We start from the raw sequence: 20,716 nt of genomic DNA, 5'->3' as shown, positions 1-20,716 counted from the left end.
GCGTCATGATCTGCGAAGCAATCGACACCTTCACATCATTGACGCCTTCGACTTTTCGGGCCGCGCCCTCGATCTTGGCGGCGCAGGACGAGCAGTCCATGCCGGTGACGTGATAGCGGATTGTGTCGGTTGCGGCTGCGGACATTGGCGATCCTCGAAATTCTAAGCCCTACCATGCTACAACCTGTAGCGACTACAGGAGCAAGACCTAAATGCAGATAGGTGACCTGTCCGTACGGTCGGGCGTGAACATCGAGACAATCCGGTATTATGAGCGCATCGGGGTTTTACCGAAGGCAACGCGCCAAACGAACGGCCGTCGCATCTACAGCCCGGCCGACGCCGAACGGCTAGGCTTTATCCGGCATGCCCGCGATCTCGGGTTTGACCTGACGAGCATTCGCGTGCTGCTGGCCTTGCAGGATCAGCCTGCGGCATCATGCGAGACGGCGAGCCAGATTGCACAGGGTCAGCTTGAGGCGGTCGAAAGCCGAATTGCCCGCCTGCTCTCCTTGCGGGACGAGTTGGCTCGCATGGTCAGTGAGTGCAGCCGGGGCATGGTGTCGGAATGCCGGGTGATTGAAGCGCTCGCGTCAAAATGAGTGCGCCGGCGCATTGGCGGCGACCGGCAACGCCCGCTTATGCGCGGTCGTGCGATATGCCCGCATAATCCGTGCTCGTGCAGTTTCCTCGATAGGTTTGCCTTCAAGAAAATCGTCAATCTGATCGTAAGTCACGCCATAGGCATCTTCATCGGGCCGCATCGGCGCATCGGATTCCAAGTCTGCCGTTGGCACCTTGAACACGAGATTTGCGGGCGCTCCGAAGTATTCGGCTATCGCGCGCACCCGGCGTTTGTTCAGACCCGCCAGAGGCAAAATGTCGGCCGCGCCGTCGCCGAATTTTGTGAAAAACCCCATGAGGGCTTCGGCTGCCTGATCCGTGCCGATGACCAGTCCGCGCATGCCGCCCGCCAAGGTGTATTGCGCGATCATCCGTTGCCGGGCCTTGATATTGCCGAGCAGAAAATCTTCCTGCGCCCGGTCGACTGGAGTGAAGCCGCCGGCCTTAACCTGCGCCATCATGGCGTCAGCGGGAGCTTTAATGTTCACCGTGACGACGCGGTCAGGCTCGATAGCGTTTAGGGCGGCCTGTGCGTCTCGTTCGTCGGCCTGCTCGCCATAAGGGAGCCGCACGGCGACAAATTCCGCGTTGTAGGACGCTGCTCGCAGTTCTTGCACGGCCCTTTGGGCCATCATCCCGGCCGTCAAGGAATCGACGCCACCGCTGATCCCCAACACGTAAGTTTGAAGCCCGGATGCGGCGAGATAGTCCTTCAGGAAGGACACGCGCCGCCTTGCCTCTTGCGCGGCGTTGAAAGTCGGAGTGACGCCCAGAGCTTCGATAATTTCCGTTTGATCGTTCATTATTCCCTCGCTTGTCGTGCAACGCACGACTGGCAAAAAAGTCACCGCTTCAGCTTCGCGCGCGCGAGACGGTTAATCGCATAATTCCCAATTATGGAACCGAATTCAAAGCAATCCGTCAGCATCGGACAAGTCAAAACCGCCTGCTATGTGTGAGCGCGGTTTTTTTGTTTCCCGATGCCAATAAATCGCCATGCCGGCATGACGCCGACCCGCCGCGTTATACTTGGCCCCTGCCCTACCGCGCCGGCTAGGGCTTGTCGCCCTGGCGGCGCTTCCCCTGCCCTGCAGGACGGGTTGAGCCTTGAAGCAATATCCTGCTTTCGGAGCCGCCTTCGCATGGGCCGATTCAAGCACGATATGACGGCCGATCACCCGAAGGGCCGCAACGCAGTGGAGGACGCCGTAAGGCGTTGAACGGCTGGCAGATCGTGCTAGGCCCCCTCAATGCGAAGGTAGGGCACGACGAAAGCGGGATTGCTTTTGGTGAGCCAGAGCATGACCCACCTTCCCGCAAACCCACATATCAGGGTTTGCGGCTTTCAAGTTCGGTCGTGCGGCGCTCGATGAAGGCGAGCAGTTCTGTGACCATCTTGGTATCGGCTTGCTCACAAGCGATCTTGAATCGCTTATGCATCGAGCGCGGCAGATCGACCGACAGCCGCGCGGTCGGCTCATTGTTGGCCGGCGCGGTATCTTTACCCCTGCCCTTGGAAATGTAGGCTTCCTGTTCAGCCGACAGAGCGGCGGGCTTTGGCGCTGCTGCGAAGTTCTTTTTGCTCATGCCAGTTCACAATCTCGCCCGTAAGCGCCTCGATTTCCATGGCAGCGGCCGAGGCCGGCGCATATTCGAAAATCGTCTGGCCGAGCGTCAGGCTTTCCGCAAACGGCACACGCTGTTGAATTTCGGCGGACAGGATCGGGAACCCTTCGGCTGAAGCCATATCCCGGATGTCGCGGCCGATGACAGTTTTCCCAATTTTGCGAGAAACCACAAACCCACATTTGAGGGAATCTTTAACGGCTTGCGCCTCGCGGACCTGATTGATGGTTTCTCCCGCTGCCCATGTTGACAAGCCGGAGGGTTCAATGGGGATCGCCACCACATCAGCGGCAATGATGACGGCGCGGGCGAGATCGCGAGCGCGTGGCGGGCCGTCGATTACGGTATGGGTGAAGTTCGCCGCCATCTGGATCGCATCCCGCGCCATGTTGGCGCGTACCATGCTGACCACCTGAAAAGGGGTCTGCTCGCGTAGGGATGCCCATGCGGTTGCGCTGCCCTGCTCGTCGGCGTCGATCAACAATACCTTGCCGCGAGTAGCCAAAGCTGCCGCGACGTTGATTGCCAAGGTCGTTTTACCGACGCCGCCCTTTTGGTTGATGAACGAAAGAATCATTGAGTGAGGGTATCAGGGTTTGCGGGATACCACAAACCCACATTGCAGGATTCGGCCGTACGGCCAATGCTCACGCCTTGGTTGCGCGGTGTTCCGATCCTGAAATGCGCAGAAATCCGCGCTTTCACAAAACCGCGTTGATCGAGATTCCGGCATCAGGCACCATCACAGGCTAGTGGCGGCGCGATTCGAGCGCGGCCACCAACCATTTTGCGAGGGAATACCGACCAGAAATCAAAAAACCCGCCGGAAGGGCGGGCTTCTGATAGTTCGGCCGAGGGCCTTGAATTCGTCTGTGGTGGTCGAATTCTCCCAAAAAGCCGGACCGTTTGCAAGAGGAATCTTGCCACGGATTCGTGCGCCCTGCGTACGCCCGCGAGCGGCCAAACCTTCGGCGGTCAACCAGACCGAAGGAGAAGCCATGTTCACAGCAGTAGGAGAAATCCTAGACCAACCGTTGCCGGCCGGGGTGCGCCGCAGCCGTGTAAAACGCACTCACCAGCCCGTGCGGCGTAATTCGCACCGGGCGGGCGGGCAGGAGGGTATATTCTGGCGACCGATCCCGAAGGAGGACCGGCACCGGATCGTTGCCGCCGCCCGCAAGTTTGAGCTGGTGACGCGCCATGAGCGCCGTGCCACGGAGCCGAACACCGCAAGCGGCGCGCTCGGCCTGATAGCCGTCGAGCTTCTGGAATACCTTGTGAACCTCGCGGATCGGCGCAGCGGCCGGCTAGAGCCGTCGATTGACTATCTGGCGGCGAAGCTCTGTCACGGCCGCAATACGATCATCCGGGCCTTGGCGGCGTTGCGCCGGCATGGCTTCCTCGACTGGATTCGGCGTTATGTGCCGACCGGCAACGAGGGCAGGGGGCCGCAGGTGCAGCAGACGAGCAACGCCTATAGGCTGTTTTTGCCTGCCCGAGCTGCCCGGCTGCTAGGTCGGTATTTCCACCCTGCGCCCACGCCGGCCGACGAGCAGCAGCGCCAGCAGGATCGCGCGACTGAGATCGAGACAATGCGCGCCAGCATGAGCGAGATCGAGCGCACGATTGCCGATGTCGATCCAGACAGCTCGCTAGGTGCTGCGCTGATACGCATGGCCGAGGCGCGCGCCCGCTGTGCTGAACGTGAGTCCCACAAAGGGGCTGAATCCCTATCTAGGTTTAATTCTATGGCGAAATGAGAATGGAGCCGGCCTAGTCGGCCGGCAAGTTACTTGTTTCAAATACGCGTGACAGTCACAAATGCGCTTTACCACAAACCCACATTTGCGGGTATCAGCCTTGCTTTGTCTTCGAGGAAGACAGCGGCAAAGTTCCCGCAAGATCGGCAGCCGACGAACGGCCTTCTATACCGCTTTCCCGGCTATACGGCGGGCGTGGAGCGCGTTTGACGAATTCCGGAGTGATTTCCCCACCCTCACCGGCAAGCCTGCCATGACAGCCCGCTAATGCGGTCAACCCCTAAAGGGGTTCCCGGCCGTTCCGGCCGTGACCGCGCGGGCCTTACATGGCCAGCAGGTTGCATCGGGACGGGGAGCATCAAGGCCGCGCGTCCCGCGCGGGTTCGATCACGCCTCCGGCGCGGATCGAACAGGGAGCAGGGGTTTCAGAATGTCTTAAGGATATATTCTTCCGTTCATGGTATTGTTGCGGGTAAAAGGAGGATTTTACATGACAAAACCACATAATATCCTTGTCGCCCGCGAATATACGGACGGCAATGGCGAAGTAAAGACCGAGTGGCTGCGCGTCGGCGTGGCGTTCCCGAACAAAAAAGACGGCTTCAATTGCGAGCTGCCGGCCGGCATCGGCCTGACCGGTAAATTCGTGATCCTGCCGCGCATTGACCGGGCTGAAGATGACGGGCCGACCGACGAATAAACCCCGGAAATTCAGGGGTTTCGCTGCGCTTGAGCGGCCGGACGGTGCGTTAGTGTGGGGCACTTTCCGGCCGACCGAGGCCGCAGCGCGCGCTGCGTTCGAGCGGTGGAATCCGCCCCTTGAAGGGTTCCCGCAGCCGGCGCAGATCGTGCCGGTTGAGGTCAGGATATTTGACGTTCCGATGCAAAATGATCTATAAATCGCAGTATGCGACTATATGAATACTTCAATTGGGCTGCCGCGTATGAATACGCGTTAGGGCGCGTTGCGGGCATTGACGATGTACCCGGCATCGAAACTGTGCCGGGCGTAGAGCGTGTCCCCGGCTAATTAAGCGTTGCGTTCGATGAGTTTCGGCAGCGTCCAGCCGATCCAGCCGCCCGCCACCATACAAGCAAGCCCGAGGCACAGATCGGGATAACCCCACATGGCAATGTCTGCAGGCCGGTCAAATCCCCACATGGCTAGCGGAACCCAGCCCGGCCAAAAGCCAAGCGTTACGCCGAGGAGCACGAAAGCCTTGCGCTGATAGCTGTCGAAACGCCGATATGCAGCGGTCGGGGTGCTGTAGTCGGTTTTGGTGGCTTGCGGCTTATGCTGGATCAGGGGCCGCGCGGGCTGGAAATACGGCGCGGGCGTCAGCTTGAGAACGTCGCCAGCAGAGGCGAAAACGATCATTGACCGTGCGACTTTCTCGCCGGCTTGTTCATCTTTGCCGATCAGCGCCGCCAGCTCGTCGGGCGTCAGGCGTGGTTGCCCGACGCGCTTCATGTCATGGTCGTAATCAGCCCGCGCGTCAGCATCTGCTTTCATAGCTGCCGTGCGCTCATTCTCATGCTCGACCATGCGCGCGTCAGCAGCGGCCCGCTGTTGCGTATCGAACGCGCGGGCCGCGTCGGCTGAGACTTCGAAACGCCCGGTGGCCGGGTTGAATGCCGTCGGCGCCGATCCGATGCTAGCGGCCGATTTTGGGGTTAACGCGGTCGCGGTTGGTGGCGCACTCCTGATATCGGTCGGCTCCAACTTGCCGGCCGCGTAGCTAATGTAGTCGAGTGTCACCGTGTCCTTGTCGTTGCCGAGGAAAATTCGAGCGGCGGCATTGGTCAAGAAAGTTTGCGCGGCATCTTTGCCGTACAGGTCAAAAAGTTGGCTGATGCCCTGCATGAAGGGCCAGAGCTGGACGCCATAGGATCGCATCCGCCCGGCCGCTTCCGTCAGCTCGTCGAGCTTGCCAAGCGAGTAAAATTCATCGAGCAGGAACAGGCATCGTCCGCCGTTGCCGGGCTGACCCATGGCGTTGAGAGCGCCCTTCACAAACAGACGCAGGAACCCGGAATAGTCGGCCAGATAGTCAGCCGGCAGCACGAGAAACAAGGACGCCTTGCCGGTTTTGAGCGCCGACATTTTGAAGTCCGAATGCACGAGCGCCGCCGATATTGAAGCATCATCGAGCCAGCGTGTGGCGCGCTTCGCGCCGCCAAGAAACTGCCTTTCCATCGACTTCGGATCGGAGGCGTTGAGCGCCGTTGCGATTGTATCGCCGGCTTCCCGGATCAGCGCGCCGAGGTTTGCATGATCGGCGGCGAGCATGTCAGCTACGAGTTCTTCGAGCGGCGACCGCTCATCGTCCGAAGGCCGAGTGTTAGGTAGCATCAGCAAGGTGCGCAACGTGCCGAAAGTGCGGCTTTCGGGGGGCATTGTGCAGACGAAGGCGGCGAGGCCGGCGAGCAGCGCGCGAGCGCCTTCCGTCCATTCCATATGGTCTTTGTTGTGATTGACAACGAGGCCATTGCCGATGGCCGAAAGAGCCGCGCGAGCGCGCGGGCTTTCCGGGTCGATGTCCGCCAGCAGGTTGACGGAGACGCGCAGTCGATCAGGAATCTTGCCGGCAGGGATTTCATGGAAGGGGTCGAGGACGCCGACCGTTTGGCCGAGGGCTTCACGAGCCTGCCAAGACTCTACGGCGTTTTCGCCCTTGGGGTCGATGCACACCAGACTTTGCAGCCAACGACGCGCGTTTGGGATCAGGAGGGACGAGCCTTTTCCTGCACCTGCGCCGCCTATCGTGATGGCGTGAATTTCGGTCTGGATGCCCGTTTCGCGATTAGTGGCGGGGTCGAGGCCGAGGAACAGGGAGCCGGGCCGGTAGGCGTATTTCGCGGGGTCAGTAAAGCGGTAGGGCATGGTGACTCCGGTTCGGACGGTTCCTTAATTCCATCTTAACAGAGCTTGGATTATGATTTACGTAACACAGAGTAGCAAGCTATGTTTTTGGTGCCCAAAAACGCTTGCCGGGCAGGCCCGGAAGGAAGGAAGACGGCGCGGATTTGATGGACGAGGCCCCCAAAATCGGACGGCCGACACTCGCGGCAGATGAGCGCCGCGACGACCGCTTGCCCGGCATCCGGGTCACAGCGGCCGAGCGTCACCACGTCGAGCTGCTGGCCGAGCGCGCGGGCGTCTCGGTCGCCGAGTTTTGCCGCCGCGCTGTGCTGGGTCAACGGATGCCGCAGCGCCGCGCGCAGGCGGACGCCGTTGCCCTCGTCGAGCTGAATCGTGCCGGCGTGAACCTCAACCAGATCGCCAAGCGCGTGAATGCCGGCCGGGATTTGCCGCCCGACTTCCCGCAGGTGCTTGCCGAGGTCCGGTCAGCCGTCGCCAAGGTGGCAGGCGATGGTTCCTGACATCGCCAAAGCCGGCCACAGCTTCCGGGGCGCGTTTGCCTACTACCTGCACGACAAGCGGCAGGAGGGGCAATCGGCGCACCCCGAGACGGCCGAGCGCGTGGCGTGGACCGAAACCCGCAATCTGGCGACCGATCATCCCGGCGTTGCCCGCGAGATCATGATTGCGACCGCCCGGCAGGCCGACGAGCTGAAGGCAGCGGCCGGCGTCAAATCGACAGGCCGCAAGTCGTCGGCGCATGTCTACGCCTACAGCCTCGCATGGCACCCGGACGAGGCCGGGACGCTCGACCGGGCGGAAATGACCCGCGCGGCCGACGCCAGCTTGAAGGTGCTCGGGGCCGAGCATCATCAAGCGGTGATCGTGTGCCATCAGGACCAGAAGCACCCGCATGTGCATGTGATCGTCAATCGCGTGGACCCGGCGACCGGGAAAATGCTCTCGACCAGCAATGACCGGCTGAAATTGTCCGATTGGGCGAACGCTTACGAGCGCGAGCGCGGGGTGATCCTGACGCCGAAGCGGGAAGAAAAGCGGGAGCTACGCGAAAAGTTCGCGCAGCAGGCCGAGCGACAGGCCTACGCGGCCGAGAAGCGCCAGCAGGCGGCAGAGACGCCGCCGGCCGACAAATCGCCCGTGGCGGTCCTGAAAGCCCTTGGCGCGGCACAGCGGGACCAGCACCGGCAGGAGTGGAAAGACCTGTCAGCCGGCAACAAGGCGGCGCGGGATCGAATTTTCACGGACAGCGGCAAAGCTATCCGCGAAGCGACCGAGCGCCACAAAGCGGAATGCCGGCCGATATGGGCGAAGTTCTTCCGCGAGACTAGGCAGGCGGAAAGCGCCTACCTGGCTCGCGAGCAGAGCCTTGCCGGCGTGATCCGAAACGCACTGGACGCGACGACGCATCAGCGCGTCAGCGGCCAGCTCGGCAACCGTGGCACCCTTGCCGCCACGTTCGGCAACGTGCTGTCGTCGCAGGCCCGCGCCGCGGCGTTCGCCGAGGTTCAGGACATGAACCGCGGGCGACTGGCGCAGCGGCTTAAGTCGGTTCTCGATTCCGAGGTGCGCGGCATCAAGGAGCAGCGCGGCGCGGCATTAGTTGCACAGCGCCAAGCGTTCGACCGCGCTCGAGCGTCGTTGATCGAGCGCCAAGACCTCGAGCGCGGGAAAATCCGGCAGGCATGGCAGCAGCTCCCGCGCGATCGCGGCGGCGATCGCCAGCCCGATCGAGCGAAGCCCTATCGTTCACGGTGGCAGGACGCCACTCGTTCACAGGAGCAGAAGCCCATGAAACGGCCGTTTGACGATGCGCGCCGCATCGAGGCGAAACAGCCCTTGCCGACCAAGGCCGCGTTTATCTCGCAGGCCCAGCCGGCCCCCTCGCCGGCCGGCGAGGTGCCGAGGCCGGCACCGAAGCGGGCGCAGGAGATCGCGCAGAAGCCGACGCCAGCGACGTCGCCGGCAAAGATCAAGAACCCGACGCAGGCGTTCGCGGATCGAGCGGCGCAGAAGCGCCCGCCAGATCCGCAGCGGGATTTCGGATCGAGCGCCAAGGCGCAGGATCCGAAGCGCCAGCAGTTCGCGGAGAATGCGAAGGCCGCGACGACCCCGGTGAAGGATGCCGCCTACTGGCAGCAGCGGGCCAAGGAAGCCCGCGCGGCCGAGAAAGAGAAGCCGCAGCCGGCGCGGGATAAAAGTCGCGATTATGACCGGGATCGATAAAGACGAGGGGGGTCAAGCATTTGCGCTTGGCCCCCTCTCCGGTCAGCTCGGGCATCCTATAAATTTATGCCTGATGTCCTCGCCTCGCCTATTCGCCGCCTTCCAGAGAAGGGGCATTCCGTGAAAGAACCCGATCTTCCGCAGCCAGTTCACGAAGTCGAACTACCAGCCCTGACATATCATAGCTGTTGCTCATCTGACCACGATTGCGGCTAAAACGCTCTTGTCGGGTGACATACCCCTTCTGTTCTAAGCTTTTAAAGTACCTCTGAACCTGCTTGTCGCTTTTCCCCATCAGCGAAGCTATTCGCTTTTTTGTTGGAAATGGATCGTTCCCAACCGTTCTCCAATGATATGCCAACTGAATCACTACGTTAAATTCTTCCGGCGTCAGTCCCAGCCTTCCTTGGCCGTTTATGAGCAGCGCGGGAATTACCGTGTAGCCCTGCGCTAGAACTGCCTTCGACCACCGTGCATCCAGCCGTCGATTAAGTTCGTGTGTTGTGACGAGGCTCGTACTTTCCTCAACGGGTGACATTTTGGGTCCACTTAAGCGAGAAACCGAAATTTACAAGCGTCTGGCAAATTTTTTTCGCATGGTCAACCATGACCCGGGGCAGTCGGTATTCGACCATATAGACCTTATCGTTATATATTCTAATTCATCCTATATATGTGAGACATGCCTGCACAGGGGTCCAAGACATCCGTGTCCATGGCCTATGGACGGCGATGTCCGTAGCCGACAGTGCGTTTAATTGACAATTAGATATCCCACGCATAGTTAGGAGCCTGAGACGCGGCTCTTGCTGCCCTCATTCCGAGACCCGCAAGCAATTGCGGGTTTTCGTGCATTTGGGGGATGCTAATGGTCTACGTCGCATATGTCGACGAATTCGGGCACATCGGTCCCTACGTTTCTCGCGACGACCCACGCTATAACGATAGTCCAATTTTCGGGCTTGGCGGGTTCATTCTTCCGTCTGAGAACGTTCGGGCGTTCTCGACTTTTTTCTATCAGCTGAAATGTAAACTCTTAGATTTTGAAATTAAGCGCGACGGCGTTGCTCCCGCTCTATGGGAGAAAAAAGGTGCGTCGCTGTTTACCACCGCCAATGTCACAAAATATCGCGAGCTTAGAAGCGCAACGAATCGCCTTCTAAATCAAATTGAAAAATCTGGCGGCGTGATATTTTGGAAGGGAATTCAAAAAACCAAAACACCGGCGGATTCGAATGCGCAGGGTCTTTATCTATCGGCATTGGGCCGGTCCCTTCAGACGATCAACGCCTTTGCCGCTAGCAAGAAAGGCAAAGTGTTCATTGTGATGGACGAGCATCAGGATCGGGATGCCATCCTAACCGCCGCGTCGCAGGCGATGTTTAGGCCCGATTTTCCTCGCAAACACATTATCGAACCTCCGTTTCAGGTGGAGAGCCACCGATACCAAACCTGCCAATGTGCAGATTGGTTGTGTGGCCTTATTGGTAGGCTCGGCGCTTTTCGTGCCAAGCCTGATGAGTTTCCAGAAATGGATTGGACCGAAAAGTATTTTGCCGCTCGCTTAGAAAAAATTGCGTGGCAGCCTTCATTGAAGCTCGACACCGTGTTGCCGAAAACAGACCTGCCGCAAGACGAAGCTGTTGAGTTGGCGATCAATCAGGCGAATCCGACATAGTCGCGTAATTCGCCATTATGGGACTATGTGCGGCTGACCTCTGAAAGGTCGCTCCGCGCGTCTCGAATGATCGACCAAGCCGATTGCAGGAACAGGCCTGCTACAGCGAAAGCGACGATCAAATCCGGCCATGGTGAGGAGAGCCACCAGACAAGCACGGCGGCGAAGACCACGGCGAGATTGCCGATTGCGTCATTGCGCGAGAACAGCCACACGGCCCGCATATTGGCATCGCCTTTTCGGTGCGGGATCAGCACCACGGCCGCCAGCACGTTGACGACGAACGCCACGAGCGCGAAGCCGCCCATGAGCAGGGTTTGCGGTTCATGTTCGACAAAAACGCGGTACAGCGTCGATCCGACGACGCCGAGTCCGAGCACGGCAAGGAATACGCCCTGAATCAATGCCGCCTTGGCGCGCGCAGCGAGGCCCCAGCCCACGGCGATCAGGCCGAGGAAGGAAATCAGGCCGTCCCCGATGAAGTCGAGGGCGTCGGCCTGTAGGGCTTGCGAGCCGGACAGGATCGAGCCGCCAATCTCGATAATGCCGTAGCCGACATTGAGCAGCACGACGATCCAGAGCGCCCGCTTATAGGCCGGCGTCACATGCGACAGGTCAGGGATTTTGTCGTCGTCATCGTCACCCGCCGCGCCTGCTTTCGCCTGCCCTATACGGTCAAGCTGATAGCCGAGGCTTGTCACCGCATTTTCGAGCACGGGCAGACGCGCGGCCGGGTCATCGACCTCTAGCGTCATGATCTGCGAAGCAATCGACACCTTCACATCATTGACGCCTTCGACTTTTCGGGCCGCGCCCTCGATCTTGGCGGCGCAGGACGAGCAGTCCATGCCGGTGACGTGATAGCGGATTGTGTCGGTTGCGGCTGCGGACATTGGCGATCCTCGAAATTCTAGCCCTACCATGCTACAACCTGTAGCGACTACAGGAGCAAGACCTAAATGCAGATAGGTGACCTGTCCGTACGGTCGGGCGTGAACATCGAGACAATCCGGTATTATGAGCGCATCGGGGTTTTACCGAAGGCAACGCGCCAAACGAACGGCCGTCGCATCTACAGCCCGGCCGACGCCGAACGGCTAGGCTTTATCCGGCATGCCCGCGATCTCGGGTTTGACCTGACGAGCATTCGCGTGCTGCTGGCCTTGCAGGATCAGCCTGCGGCATCATGCGAGACGGCGAGCCAGATTGCACAGGGTCAGCTTGAGGCGGTCGAAAGCCGAATTGCCCGCCTGCTCTCCTTGCGGGACGAGTTGGCTCGCATGGTCAGTGAGTGCAGCCGGGGCATGGTGTCGGAATGCCGGGTGATTGAAGCGCTCGCGTCAAAATGAGTGCGCCGGCGCATTGGCGGCGACCGGCAACGCCCGCTTATGCGCGGTCGTGCGATATGCCCGCATAATCCGTGCTCGTGCAGTTTCCTCGATAGGTTTGCCTTCAAGAAAATCGTCAATCTGATCGTAAGTCACGCCATAGGCATCTTCATCGGGCCGCATCGGCGCATCGGATTCCAAGTCTGCCGTTGGCACCTTGAACACGAGATTTGCGGGCGCTCCGAAGTATTCGGCTATCGCGCGCACCCGGCGTTTGTTCAGACCCGCCAGAGGCAAAATGTCGGCCGCGCCGTCGCCGAATTTTGTGAAAAACCCCATGAGGGCTTCGGCTGCCTGATCCGTGCCGATGACCAGTCCGCGCATGCCGCCCGCCAAGGTGTATTGCGCGATCATCCGTTGCCGGGCCTTGATATTGCCGAGCAGAAAATCTTCCTGCGCCCGGTCGACTGGAGTGAAGCCGCCGGCCTTAACCTGCGCCATCATGGCGTCAGCGGGAGCTTTAATGTTCACCGTGACGACGCGGTCAGGCTCGATAGCGTTTAGGGCGGCCTGTGCGTCTCGTTCGTCGGCCTGCTCGCCATAAGGGAGCCGCACGGCGACAAATTCCGCGTTGTAGGACGCTGCTCGCAGTTCTTGCACGGCCCTTTGGGCCATCATCCCGGCCGTCAAGGAATCGACGCCACCGCTGATCCCCAACACGTAAGTTTGAAGCCCGGATGCGGCGAGATAGTCCTTCAGGAAGGACACGCGCCGCCTTGCCTCTTGCGCGGCGTTGAAAGTCGGAGTGACGCCCAGAGCTTCGATAATTTCCGTTTGATCGTTCATTATTCCCTCGCTTGTCGTGCAACGCACGACTGGCAAAAAAGTCACCGCTTCAGCTTCGCGCGCGCGAGACGGTTAATCGCATAATTCCCAATTATGGAACCGAATTCAAAGCAATCCGTCAGCATCGGACAAGTCAAAACCGCCTGCTATGTGTGAGCGCGGTTTTTTTGTTTCCCGATGCCAATAAATCGCCATGCCGGCATGACGCCGACCCGCCGCGTTATACTTGGCCCCTGCCCTACCGCGCCGGCTAGGGCTTGTCGCCCTGGCGGCGCTTCCCCTGCCCTGCAGGACGGGTTGAGCCTTGAAGCAATATCCTGCTTTCGGAGCCGCCTTCGCATGGGCCGATTCAAGCACGATATGACGGCCGATCACCCGAAGGGCCGCAACGCAGTGGAGGACGCCGTAAGGCGTTGAACGGCTGGCAGATCGTGCTAGGCCCCCTCAATGCGAAGGTAGGGCACGACGAAAGCGGGATTGCTTTTGGTGAGCCAGAGCATGACCCACCTTCCCGCAAACCCACATATCAGGGTTTGCGGCTTTCAAGTTCGGTCGTGCGGCGCTCGATGAAGGCGAGCAGTTCTGTGACCATCTTGGTATCGGCTTGCTCACAAGCGATCTTGAATCGCTTATGCATCGAGCGCGGCAGATCGACCGACAGCCGCGCGGTCGGCTCATTGTTGGCCGGCGCGGTATCTTTACCCCTGCCCTTGGAAATGTAGGCTTCCTGTTCAGCCGACAGAGCGGCGGGCTTTGGCGCTGCTGCGAAGTTCTTTTTGCTCATGCCAGTTCACAATCTCGCCCGTAAGCGCCTCGATTTCCATGGCAGCGGCCGAGGCCGGCGCATATTCGAAAATCGTCTGGCCGAGCGTCAGGCTTTCCGCAAACGGCACACGCTGTTGAATTTCGGCGGACAGGATCGGGAACCCTTCGGCTGAAGCCATATCCCGGATGTCGCGGCCGATGACAGTTTTCCCAATTTTGCGAGAAACCACAAACCCACATTTGAGGGAATCTTTAACGGCTTGCGCCTCGCGGACCTGATTGATGGTTTCTCCCGCTGCCCATGTTGACAAGCCGGAGGGTTCAATGGGGATCGCCACCACATCAGCGGCAATGATGACGGCGCGGGCGAGATCGCGAGCGCGTGGCGGGCCGTCGATTACGGTATGGGTGAAGTTCGCCGCCATCTGGATCGCATCCCGCGCCATGTTGGCGCGTACCATGCTGACCACCTGAAAAGGGGTCTGCTCGCGTAGGGATGCCCATGCGGTTGCGCTGCCCTGCTCGTCGGCGTCGATCAACAATACCTTGCCGCGAGTAGCCAAAGCTGCCGCGACGTTGATTGCCAAGGTCGTTTTACCGACGCCGCCCTTTTGGTTGATGAACGAAAGAATCATTGAGTGAGGGTATCAGGGTTTGCGGGATACCACAAACCCACATTGCAGGATTCGGCCGTACGGCCAATGCTCACGCCTTGGTTGCGCGGTGTTCCGATCCTGAAATGCGCAGAAATCCGCGCTTTCACAAAACCGCGTTGATCGAGATTCCGGCATCAGGCACCATCACAGGCTAGTGGCGGCGCGATTCGAGCGCGGCCACCAACCATTTTGCGAGGGAATACCGACCAGAAATCAAAAAACCCGCCGGAAGGGCGGGCTTCTGATAGTTCGGCCGAGGGCCTTGAATTCGTCTGTGGTGGTCGAATTCTCCCAAAAAGCCGGACCGTTTGCAAGAGGAATCTTGCCACGGATTCGTGCGCCCTGCGTACGCCCGCGAGCGGCCAAACCTTCGGCGGTCAACCAGACCGAAGGAGAAGCCATGTTCACAGCAGTAGGAGAAATCCTAGACCAACCGTTGCCGGCCGGGGTGCGCCGCAGCCGTGTAAAACGCACTCACCAGCCCGTGCGGCGTAATTCGCACCGGGCGGGCGGGCAGGAGGGTATATTCTGGCGACCGATCCCGAAGGAGGACCGGCACCGGATCGTTGCCGCCGCCCGCAAGTTTGAGCTGGTGACGCGCCATGAGCGCCGTGCCACGGAGCCGAACACCGCAAGCGGCGCGCTCGGCCTGATAGCCGTCGAGCTTCTGGAATACCTTGTGAACCTCGCGGATCGGCGCAGCGGCCGGCTAGAGCCGTCGATTGACTATCTGGCGGCGAAGCTCTGTCACGGCCGCAATACGATCATCCGGGCCTTGGCGGCGTTGCGCCGGCATGGCTTCCTCGACTGGATTCGGCGTTATGTGCCGACCGGCAACGAGGGCAGGGGGCCGCAGGTGCAGCAGACGAGCAACGCCTATAGGCTGTTTTTGCCTGCCCGAGCTGCCCGGCTGCTAGGTCGGTATTTCCACCCTGCGCCCACGCCGGCCGACGAGCAGCAGCGCCAGCAGGATCGCGCGACTGAGATCGAGACAATGCGCGCCAGCATGAGCGAGATCGAGCGCACGATTGCCGATGTCGATCCAGACAGCTCGCTAGGTGCTGCGCTGATACGCATGGCCGAGGCGCGCGCCCGCTGTGCTGAACGTGAGTCCCACAAAGGGGCTGAATCCCTATCTAGGTTTAATTCTATGGCGAAATGAGAATGGAGCCGGCCTAGTCGGCCGGCAAGTTACTTGTTTCAAATACGCGTGACAGTCACAAATGCGCTTTACCACAAACCCACATTTGCGGGTATCAGCCTTGCTTTGTCTTCGAGGAAGACAGCGGCAAAGTTCCCGCAAGATCGGCAGCCGACGAACGGCCTTCTATACCGCTTTCCCGGCTATACGGCGGGCGTGGAGCGCGTTTGACGAATTCCGGAGTGATTTCCCCACCCTCACCGGCAAGCCTGCCATGACAGCCCGCTAATGCGGTCAACCCCTAAAGGGGTTCCCGGCCGTTCCGGCCGTGACCGCGCGGGCCTTACATGGCCAGCAGGTTGCATCGGGACGGGGAGCATCAAGGCCGCGCGTCCCGCGCGGGTTCGATCACGCCTCCGGCGCGGATCGAACAGGGAGCAGGGGTTTCAGAATGTCTTAAGGATATATTCTTCCGTTCATGGTATTGTTGCGGGTAAAAGGAGGATTTTACATGACAAAACCACATAATATCCTTGTCGCCCGCGAATATACGGACGGCAATGGCGAAGTAAAGACCGAGTGGCTGCGCGTCGGCGTGGCGTTCCCGAACAAAAAGACGGCTTCAATTGCGAGCTGCCGGCCGGCATCGGCCTGACCGGTAAATTCGTGATCCTGCCGCGCATTGACCGGGCTGAAGATGACGGGCCGACCGACGAATAAACCCCGGAAATTCAGGGGTTTCGCTGCGCTTGAGCGGCCGGACGGTGCGTTAGTGTGGGGCACTTTCCGGCCGACCGAGGCCGCAGCGCGCGCTGCGTTCGAGCGGTGGAATCCGCCCCTTGAAGGGTTCCCGCAGCCGGCGCAGATCGTGCCGGTTGAGGTCAGGATATTTGACGTTCCGATGCAAAATGATCTATAAATCGCAGTATGCGACTATATGAATACTTCAATTGGGCTGCCGCGTATGAATACGCGTTAGGGCGCGTTGCGGGCATTGACGATGTACCCGGCATCGAAACTGTGCCGGGCGTAGAGCGTGTCCCCGGCTAATTAAGCGTTGCGTTCGATGAGTTTCGGCAGCGTCCAGCCGATCCAGCCGCCCGCCACCATACAAGCAAGCCCGAGGCACAGATCGGGATAACCCCACATGGCAATGTCTGCAGGCCGGTCAAATCCCCACATGGCTAGCGGAACCCAGCCCGGCCAAAAGCCAAGCGTTACGCCGAGGAGCACGAAAGCCTTGCGCTGATAGCTGTCGAAACGCCGATATGCAGCGGTCGGGGTGCTGTAGTCGGTTTTGGTGGCTTGCGGCTTATGCTGGATCAGGGGCCGCGCGGGCTGGAAATACGGCGCGGGCGTCAGCTTGAGAACGTCGCCAGCAGAGGCGAAAACGATCATTGACCGTGCGACTTTCTCGCCGGCTTGTTCATCTTTGCCGATCAGCGCCGCCAGCTCGTCGGGCGTCAGGCGTGGTTGCCCGACGCGCTTCATGTCATGGTCGTAATCAGCCCGCGCGTCAGCATCTGCTTTCATAGCTGCCGTGCGCTCATTCTCATGCTCGACCATGCGCGCGTCAGCAGCGGCCCGCTGTTGCGTATCGAACGCGCGGGCCGCGTCGGCTGAGACTTCGAAACGCCCGGTGGCCGGGTTGAATGCCGTCGGCGCCGATCCGATGCTAGCGGCCGATTTTGGGGTTAACGCGGTCGCGGTTGGTGGCGCACTCCTGATATCGGTCGGCTCCAACTTGCCGGCCGCGTAGCTAATGTAGTCGAGTGTCACCGTGTCCTTGTCGTTGCCGAGGAAAATTCGAGCGGCGGCATTGGTCAAGAAAGTTTGCGCGGCATCTTTGCCGTACAGGTCAAAAAGTTGGCTGATGCCCTGCATGAAGGGCCAGAGCTGGACGCCATAGGATCGCATCCGCCCGGCCGCTTCCGTCAGCTCGTCGAGCTTGCCAAGCGAGTAAAATTCATCGAGCAGGAACAGGCATCGTCCGCCGTTGCCGGGCTGACCCATGGCGTTGAGAGCGCCCTTCACAAACAGACGCAGGAACCCGGAATAGTCGGCCAGATAGTCAGCCGGCAGCACGAGAAACAAGGACGCCTTGCCGGTTTTGAGCGCCGACATTTTGAAGTCCGAATGCACGAGCGCCGCCGATATTGAAGCATCATCGAGCCAGCGTGTGGCGCGCTTCGCGCCGCCAAGAAACTGCCTTTCCATCGACTTCGGATCGGAGGCGTTGAGCGCCGTTGCGATTGTATCGCCGGCTTCCCGGATCAGCGCGCCGAGGTTTGCATGATCGGCGGCGAGCATGTCAGCTACGAGTTCTTCGAGCGGCGACCGCTCATCGTCCGAAGGCCGAGTGTTAGGTAGCATCAGCAAGGTGCGCAACGTGCCGAAAGTGCGGCTTTCGGGGGGCATTGTGCAGACGAAGGCGGCGAGGCCGGCGAGCAGCGCGCGAGCGCCTTCCGTCCATTCCATATGGTCTTTGTTGTGATTGACAACGAGGCCATTGCCGATGGCCGAAAGAGCCGCGCGAGCGCGCGGGCTTTCCGGGTCGATGTCCGCCAGCAGGTTGACGGAGACGCGCAGTCGATCAGGAATCTTGCCGGCAGGGATTTCATGGAAGGGGTCGAGGACGCCGACCGTTTGGCCGAGGGCTTCACGAGCCTGCCAAGACTCTACGGCGTTTTCGCCCTTGGGGTCGATGCACACCAGACTTTGCAGCCAACGACGCGCGTTTGGGATCAGGAGGGACGAGCCTTTTCCTGCACCTGCGCCGCCTATCGTGATGGCGTGAATTTCGGTCTGGATGCCCGTTTCGCGATTAGTGGCGGGGTCGAGGCCGAGGAACAGGGAGCCGGGCCGGTAGGCGTATTTCGCGGGGTCAGTAAAGCGGTAGGGCATGGTGACTCCGGTTCGGACGGTTCCTTAATTCCATCTTAACAGAGCTTGGATTATGATTTACGTAACACAGAGTAGCAAGCTATGTTTTTGGTGCCCAAAAACGCTTGCCGGGCAGGCCCGGAAGGAAGGAAGACGGCGCGGATTTGATGGACGAGGCCCCCAAAATCGGACGGCCGACACTCGCGGCAGATGAGCGCCGCGACGACCGCTTGCCCGGCATCCGGGTCACAGCGGCCGAGCGTCACCACGTCGAGCTGCTGGCCGAGCGCGCGGGCGTCTCGGTCGCCGAGTTTTGCCGCCGCGCTGTGCTGGGTCAACGGATGCCGCAGCGCCGCGCGCAGGCGGACGCCGTTGCCCTCGTCGAGCTGAATCGTGCCGGCGTGAACCTCAACCAGATCGCCAAGCGCGTGAATGCCGGCCGGGATTTGCCGCCCGACTTCCCGCAGGTGCTTGCCGAGGTCCGGTCAGCCGTCGCCAAGGTGGCAGGCGATGGTTCCTGACATCGCCAAAGCCGGCCACAGCTTCCGGGGCGCGTTTGCCTACTACCTGCACGACAAGCGGCAGGAGGGGCAATCGGCGCACCCCGAGACGGCCGAGCGCGTGGCGTGGACCGAAACCCGCAATCTGGCGACCGATCATCCCGGCGTTGCCCGCGAGATCATGATTGCGACCGCCCGGCAGGCCGACGAGCTGAAGGCAGCGGCCGGCGTCAAATCGACAGGCCGCAAGTCGTCGGCGCATGTCTACGCCTACAGCCTCGCATGGCACCCGGACGAGGCCGGGACGCTCGACCGGGCGGAAATGACCCGCGCGGCCGACGCCAGCTTGAAGGTGCTCGGGGCCGAGCATCATCAAGCGGTGATCGTGTGCCATCAGGACCAGAAGCACCCGCATGTGCATGTGATCGTCAATCGCGTGGACCCGGCGACCGGGAAAATGCTCTCGACCAGCAATGACCGGCTGAAATTGTCCGATTGGGCGAACGCTTACGAGCGCGAGCGCGGGGTGATCCTGACGCCGAAGCGGGAAGAAAAGCGGGAGCTACGCGAAAAGTTCGCGCAGCAGGCCGAGCGACAGGCCTACGCGGCCGAGAAGCGCCAGCAGGCGGCAGAGACGCCGCCGGCCGACAAATCGCCCGTGGCGGTCCTGAAAGCCCTTGGCGCGGCACAGCGGGACCAGCACCGGCAGGAGTGGAAAGACCTGTCAGCCGGCAACAAGGCGGCGCGGGATCGAATTTTCACGGACAGCGGCAAAGCTATCCGCGAAGCGACCGAGCGCCACAAAGCGGAATGCCGGCCGATATGGGCGAAGTTCTTCCGCGAGACTAGGCAGGCGGAAAGCGCCTACCTGGCTCGCGAGCAGAGCCTTGCCGGCGTGATCCGAAACGCACTGGACGCGACGACGCATCAGCGCGTCAGCGGCCAGCTCGGCAACCGTGGCACCCTTGCCGCCACGTTCGGCAACGTGCTGTCGTCGCAGGCCCGCGCCGCGGCGTTCGCCGAGGTTCAGGACATGAACCGCGGGCGACTGGCGCAGCGGCTTAAGTCGGTTCTCGATTCCGAGGTGCGCGGCATCAAGGAGCAGCGCGGCGCGGCATTAGTTGCACAGCGCCAAGCGTTCGACCGCGCTCGAGCGTCGTTGATCGAGCGCCAAGACCTCGAGCGCGGGAAAATCCGGCAGGCATGGCAGCAGCTCCCGCGCGATCGCGGCGGCGATCGCCAGCCCGATCGAGCGAAGCCCTATCGTTCACGGTGGCAGGACGCCACTCGTTCACAGGAGCAGAAGCCCATGAAACGGCCGTTTGACGATGCGCGCCGCATCGAGGCGAAACAGCCCTTGCCGACCAAGGCCGCGTTTATCTCGCAGGCCCAGCCGGCCCCCTCGCCGGCCGGCGAGGTGCCGAGGCCGGCACCGAAGCGGGCGCAGGAGATCGCGCAGAAGCCGACGCCAGCGACGTCGCCGGCAAAGATCAAGAACCCGACGCAGGCGTTCGCGGATCGAGCGGCGCAGAAGCGCCCGCCAGATCCGCAGCGGGATTTCGGATCGAGCGCCAAGGCGCAGGATCCGAAGCGCCAGCAGTTCGCGGAGAATGCGAAGGCCGCGACGACCCCGGTGAAGGATGCCGCCTACTGGCAGCAGCGGGCCAAGGAAGCCCGCGCGGCCGAGAAAGAGAAGCCGCAGCCGGCGCGGGATAAAAGTCGCGATTATGACCGGGATCGATAAAGACGAGGGGGGTCAAGCATTTGCGCTTGGCCCCCTCTCCGGTCAGCTCGGGCATCCT

Annotated in this window: 22 protein-coding genes; 11 read left to right on the top strand and 11 right to left on the bottom strand. The window is 61.0% G+C overall.

The window, feature by feature from the left end:
- Positions 1-145: cation transporter (locus B9Z03_RS00105; RefSeq protein ID WP_176247372.1), on the bottom strand; the 145-nt coding region annotated here is incomplete at its 3' end.
- Positions 146-212: 67 nt separating this feature from the next.
- Here B9Z03_RS00105 and B9Z03_RS00100 point away from each other — a divergent pair.
- Positions 213-602, top strand: a complete 390-nt coding sequence (locus B9Z03_RS00100) for a MerR family transcriptional regulator (protein WP_085462368.1) — start codon at positions 213-215, stop codon at positions 600-602.
- On the opposite strand, the gene nadE (B9Z03_RS00095) is transcribed toward B9Z03_RS00100, so the two are convergent.
- The 3 genes from nadE (B9Z03_RS00095) to parA (B9Z03_RS00085) form a co-directional block, all read right to left on the bottom strand.
- Entirely contained in the window at positions 594-1,427 is an 834-nt protein-coding gene (nadE, locus tag B9Z03_RS00095; protein ID WP_085462367.1) for an ammonia-dependent NAD(+) synthetase, read from the bottom strand. The two genes, B9Z03_RS00100 and nadE (B9Z03_RS00095), sit on opposite strands and share 9 nt — an antisense overlap.
- Positions 1,428-1,953: 526 nt before the next feature.
- Positions 1,954-2,211 (bottom strand): hypothetical protein, encoded by a 258-nt coding sequence (locus tag B9Z03_RS00090; protein ID WP_210191333.1) that lies wholly within the window; start codon positions 2,209-2,211, stop codon positions 1,954-1,956.
- Positions 2,159-2,827, bottom strand: coding sequence for a ParA family partition ATPase (gene parA / locus B9Z03_RS00085; protein WP_085462366.1), 669 nt, complete (start codon positions 2,825-2,827; stop codon positions 2,159-2,161). Before parA (B9Z03_RS00085) ends, B9Z03_RS00090 begins: the two co-directional genes overlap by 53 nt.
- A 421-nt stretch (positions 2,828-3,248) precedes the next feature.
- Here parA (B9Z03_RS00085) and B9Z03_RS00080 point away from each other — a divergent pair, with 421 nt between their 5' ends.
- Positions 3,249-4,010, top strand: a complete 762-nt coding sequence (locus B9Z03_RS00080) for a helix-turn-helix domain-containing protein (protein WP_085462365.1) — start codon at positions 3,249-3,251, stop codon at positions 4,008-4,010.
- 457 nt (positions 4,011-4,467) lie between these two features.
- Positions 4,468-4,710: a hypothetical protein gene (locus tag B9Z03_RS00075; protein WP_139832094.1), complete on the top strand. Its 243-nt coding sequence runs from the start codon at positions 4,468-4,470 to the stop codon at positions 4,708-4,710.
- A 330-nt stretch (positions 4,711-5,040) separates the two neighbouring features.
- On the opposite strand, the gene B9Z03_RS00070 is transcribed toward B9Z03_RS00075, so the two are convergent.
- Positions 5,041-6,894 (bottom strand): type IV secretory system conjugative DNA transfer family protein, encoded by a 1,854-nt coding sequence (locus B9Z03_RS00070; RefSeq protein ID WP_085462364.1) that lies wholly within the window; start codon positions 6,892-6,894, stop codon positions 5,041-5,043.
- A 146-nt stretch (positions 6,895-7,040) separates the two neighbouring features.
- On the opposite strand from B9Z03_RS00070, the gene B9Z03_RS00065 reads away from it, so the two are divergent.
- Together B9Z03_RS00065 and B9Z03_RS00060 are read left to right on the top strand one after the other, a co-directional pair.
- Positions 7,041-7,394, top strand: a complete 354-nt coding sequence (locus B9Z03_RS00065; protein WP_085462363.1) for a plasmid mobilization protein — start codon at positions 7,041-7,043, stop codon at positions 7,392-7,394.
- The gene (locus tag B9Z03_RS00060; RefSeq protein WP_085462362.1) at positions 7,306-9,117 is read left to right on the top strand and encodes a relaxase/mobilization nuclease domain-containing protein; all 1,812 of its coding nucleotides are present in this window, start codon (positions 7,306-7,308) and stop codon (positions 9,115-9,117) included. The genes B9Z03_RS00065 and B9Z03_RS00060 overlap by 89 nt, the downstream gene beginning before the upstream one ends.
- 88 nt (positions 9,118-9,205) lie before the next feature.
- Here the strand turns inward: B9Z03_RS00060 and B9Z03_RS00055 are convergent, their stop codons facing one another.
- Positions 9,206-9,655: a helix-turn-helix domain-containing protein gene (locus B9Z03_RS00055; RefSeq protein ID WP_085462370.1), complete on the bottom strand. Its 450-nt coding sequence runs from the start codon at positions 9,653-9,655 to the stop codon at positions 9,206-9,208.
- A gap of 330 nt (positions 9,656-9,985) precedes the next feature.
- Between B9Z03_RS00055 and B9Z03_RS00050 the strand changes: the two genes are divergently transcribed.
- On the top strand, positions 9,986-10,795 hold the full coding sequence (locus tag B9Z03_RS00050; RefSeq protein ID WP_176247371.1) for a DUF3800 domain-containing protein: 810 nt from the start codon (positions 9,986-9,988) through the stop codon (positions 10,793-10,795).
- Between the two features lie 23 nt (positions 10,796-10,818).
- On the opposite strand, the gene B9Z03_RS00045 is transcribed toward B9Z03_RS00050, so the two are convergent.
- Entirely contained in the window at positions 10,819-11,688 is an 870-nt protein-coding gene (locus B9Z03_RS00045) for a cation efflux transmembrane domain-containing protein (protein WP_244561597.1), read from the bottom strand.
- A gap of 66 nt (positions 11,689-11,754) precedes the next feature.
- Between B9Z03_RS00045 and B9Z03_RS00040 the strand changes: the two genes are divergently transcribed.
- Entirely contained in the window at positions 11,755-12,144 is a 390-nt protein-coding gene (locus B9Z03_RS00040; protein WP_085462368.1) for a MerR family transcriptional regulator, read from the top strand.
- Here B9Z03_RS00040 and nadE (B9Z03_RS00035) read toward each other — a convergent pair.
- The 3 genes from nadE (B9Z03_RS00035) to parA (B9Z03_RS00025) form a co-directional block, all read right to left on the bottom strand.
- Positions 12,136-12,969, bottom strand: a complete 834-nt coding sequence (nadE, locus tag B9Z03_RS00035) for an ammonia-dependent NAD(+) synthetase (protein WP_085462367.1) — start codon at positions 12,967-12,969, stop codon at positions 12,136-12,138. The genes B9Z03_RS00040 and nadE (B9Z03_RS00035) overlap by 9 nt on opposite strands.
- A 526-nt stretch (positions 12,970-13,495) precedes the next feature.
- Entirely contained in the window at positions 13,496-13,753 is a 258-nt protein-coding gene (locus B9Z03_RS00030; RefSeq protein WP_210191333.1) for a hypothetical protein, read from the bottom strand.
- Positions 13,701-14,369, bottom strand: a complete 669-nt coding sequence (gene parA / locus B9Z03_RS00025) for a ParA family partition ATPase (RefSeq protein ID WP_085462366.1) — start codon at positions 14,367-14,369, stop codon at positions 13,701-13,703. The genes B9Z03_RS00030 and parA (B9Z03_RS00025) overlap by 53 nt, the downstream gene beginning before the upstream one ends.
- Positions 14,370-14,790: 421 nt before the next feature.
- Here parA (B9Z03_RS00025) and B9Z03_RS00020 point away from each other — a divergent pair, with 421 nt between their 5' ends.
- Both B9Z03_RS00020 and B9Z03_RS29650 read left to right on the top strand, forming a co-directional pair.
- Complete coding sequence (locus tag B9Z03_RS00020; RefSeq protein ID WP_085462365.1) at positions 14,791-15,552, top strand: helix-turn-helix domain-containing protein; 762 nt, start codon at positions 14,791-14,793, stop codon at positions 15,550-15,552.
- A 558-nt stretch (positions 15,553-16,110) separates the two neighbouring features.
- Positions 16,111-16,251, top strand: a complete 141-nt coding sequence (locus B9Z03_RS29650; protein ID WP_176247370.1) for a hypothetical protein — start codon at positions 16,111-16,113, stop codon at positions 16,249-16,251.
- A gap of 330 nt (positions 16,252-16,581) precedes the next feature.
- On the opposite strand, the gene B9Z03_RS00015 is transcribed toward B9Z03_RS29650, so the two are convergent.
- Positions 16,582-18,435, bottom strand: a complete 1,854-nt coding sequence (locus B9Z03_RS00015) for a type IV secretory system conjugative DNA transfer family protein (RefSeq protein WP_085462364.1) — start codon at positions 18,433-18,435, stop codon at positions 16,582-16,584.
- A 146-nt stretch (positions 18,436-18,581) separates the two neighbouring features.
- On the opposite strand from B9Z03_RS00015, the gene B9Z03_RS00010 reads away from it, so the two are divergent.
- Together B9Z03_RS00010 and B9Z03_RS00005 are read left to right on the top strand one after the other, a co-directional pair.
- The gene (locus tag B9Z03_RS00010) at positions 18,582-18,935 is read left to right on the top strand and encodes a plasmid mobilization protein (RefSeq protein ID WP_085462363.1); all 354 of its coding nucleotides are present in this window, start codon (positions 18,582-18,584) and stop codon (positions 18,933-18,935) included.
- Positions 18,847-20,658, top strand: coding sequence for a relaxase/mobilization nuclease domain-containing protein (locus B9Z03_RS00005; protein ID WP_085462362.1), 1,812 nt, complete (start codon positions 18,847-18,849; stop codon positions 20,656-20,658). Before B9Z03_RS00010 ends, B9Z03_RS00005 begins: the two co-directional genes overlap by 89 nt.
- The last annotated feature ends 58 nt before the right edge of the window (positions 20,659-20,716 follow it).

The organism is Mesorhizobium australicum, assembly GCF_900177325.1.
GTDB classification, from domain to species: Bacteria; Pseudomonadota; Alphaproteobacteria; order Rhizobiales; family Rhizobiaceae; genus Mesorhizobium_A; species Mesorhizobium_A australicum_A.
The sequence above is the reverse complement of the archived record's forward strand: the minus strand, read 5'-3'. Positions and strand labels throughout refer to the sequence as shown.

Excerpts from the sequence above, each read along its gene's own strand:
- B9Z03_RS00015 (WP_085462364.1), bottom strand. The coding sequence starts at position 18,435 with ATGCCCTACCGCTTTACTGACCCCGCGAAATACGCCTACCGGCCCGGC.
- nadE (WP_085462367.1), bottom strand. The coding sequence starts at position 1,427 with ATGAACGATCAAACGGAAATTATCGAAGCTCTGGGCGTCACTCCGACT.
- B9Z03_RS00080 (WP_085462365.1), top strand. The coding sequence starts at position 3,249 with ATGTTCACAGCAGTAGGAGAAATCCTAGACCAACCGTTGCCGGCCGGG.
- B9Z03_RS00060 (WP_085462362.1), top strand. The coding sequence starts at position 7,306 with ATGCCGGCCGGGATTTGCCGCCCGACTTCCCGCAGGTGCTTGCCGAGG.
- B9Z03_RS00020 (WP_085462365.1), top strand. The coding sequence starts at position 14,791 with ATGTTCACAGCAGTAGGAGAAATCCTAGACCAACCGTTGCCGGCCGGG.
- B9Z03_RS00100 (WP_085462368.1), top strand. The coding sequence starts at position 213 with ATGCAGATAGGTGACCTGTCCGTACGGTCGGGCGTGAACATCGAGACA.
- B9Z03_RS00040 (WP_085462368.1), top strand. The coding sequence starts at position 11,755 with ATGCAGATAGGTGACCTGTCCGTACGGTCGGGCGTGAACATCGAGACA.
- parA (WP_085462366.1), bottom strand. The coding sequence starts at position 2,827 with ATGATTCTTTCGTTCATCAACCAAAAGGGCGGCGTCGGTAAAACGACC.
- B9Z03_RS00010 (WP_085462363.1), top strand. The coding sequence starts at position 18,582 with ATGGACGAGGCCCCCAAAATCGGACGGCCGACACTCGCGGCAGATGAG.
- B9Z03_RS00045 (WP_244561597.1), bottom strand. The coding sequence starts at position 11,688 with ATGTCCGCAGCCGCAACCGACACAATCCGCTATCACGTCACCGGCATG.
- B9Z03_RS00050 (WP_176247371.1), top strand. The coding sequence starts at position 9,986 with ATGGTCTACGTCGCATATGTCGACGAATTCGGGCACATCGGTCCCTAC.
- B9Z03_RS00070 (WP_085462364.1), bottom strand. The coding sequence starts at position 6,894 with ATGCCCTACCGCTTTACTGACCCCGCGAAATACGCCTACCGGCCCGGC.
- B9Z03_RS00065 (WP_085462363.1), top strand. The coding sequence starts at position 7,041 with ATGGACGAGGCCCCCAAAATCGGACGGCCGACACTCGCGGCAGATGAG.
- B9Z03_RS00090 (WP_210191333.1), bottom strand. The coding sequence starts at position 2,211 with ATGAGCAAAAAGAACTTCGCAGCAGCGCCAAAGCCCGCCGCTCTGTCG.
- B9Z03_RS00055 (WP_085462370.1), bottom strand. The coding sequence starts at position 9,655 with ATGTCACCCGTTGAGGAAAGTACGAGCCTCGTCACAACACACGAACTT.
- B9Z03_RS00075 (WP_139832094.1), top strand. The coding sequence starts at position 4,468 with ATGGTATTGTTGCGGGTAAAAGGAGGATTTTACATGACAAAACCACAT.
- B9Z03_RS00005 (WP_085462362.1), top strand. The coding sequence starts at position 18,847 with ATGCCGGCCGGGATTTGCCGCCCGACTTCCCGCAGGTGCTTGCCGAGG.
- parA (WP_085462366.1), bottom strand. The coding sequence starts at position 14,369 with ATGATTCTTTCGTTCATCAACCAAAAGGGCGGCGTCGGTAAAACGACC.
- nadE (WP_085462367.1), bottom strand. The coding sequence starts at position 12,969 with ATGAACGATCAAACGGAAATTATCGAAGCTCTGGGCGTCACTCCGACT.
- B9Z03_RS00030 (WP_210191333.1), bottom strand. The coding sequence starts at position 13,753 with ATGAGCAAAAAGAACTTCGCAGCAGCGCCAAAGCCCGCCGCTCTGTCG.